Here is a 232-nt window from a genome sequence, read left to right as displayed (position 1 = left end):
GCATGGTGACATGTGGAGCTGACGAATACTAATAGATCGAGGACTTAACCATATAATATGTAGCAAATGTTATCTAGTTTTGAAGGAATATATGTTTAAATTTCTTCTTGACATTTCAAAAGAAATGTTTATAATAATAAAAGTCTGGTAATGATGGCAGAGAGGTCACACCCGTTCCCATACCGAACACGGAAGTTAAGCTCTCTAGCGCCGATGGTAGTTGGGACCTTGT

Annotated in this window: 1 rRNA gene; it reads left to right on the top strand. The window is 37.9% G+C overall.

Annotation, left to right across the window (positions count from 1 at the left end):
- Positions 1-143: 143 nt before the first annotated feature.
- Positions 144-232 (top strand): 5S ribosomal RNA (gene rrf, locus MR065_RS27365); the annotation flags it as partial.

Origin of the sequence: Bacillus cereus group sp. BfR-BA-01383 (assembly GCF_022663495.1) — a bacterium.
Classification (GTDB): domain Bacteria; phylum Bacillota; class Bacilli; order Bacillales; family Bacillaceae_G; genus Bacillus_A; species Bacillus_A cereus_AU.
This window is presented reverse-complemented; position numbering and strand designations above follow the sequence as displayed.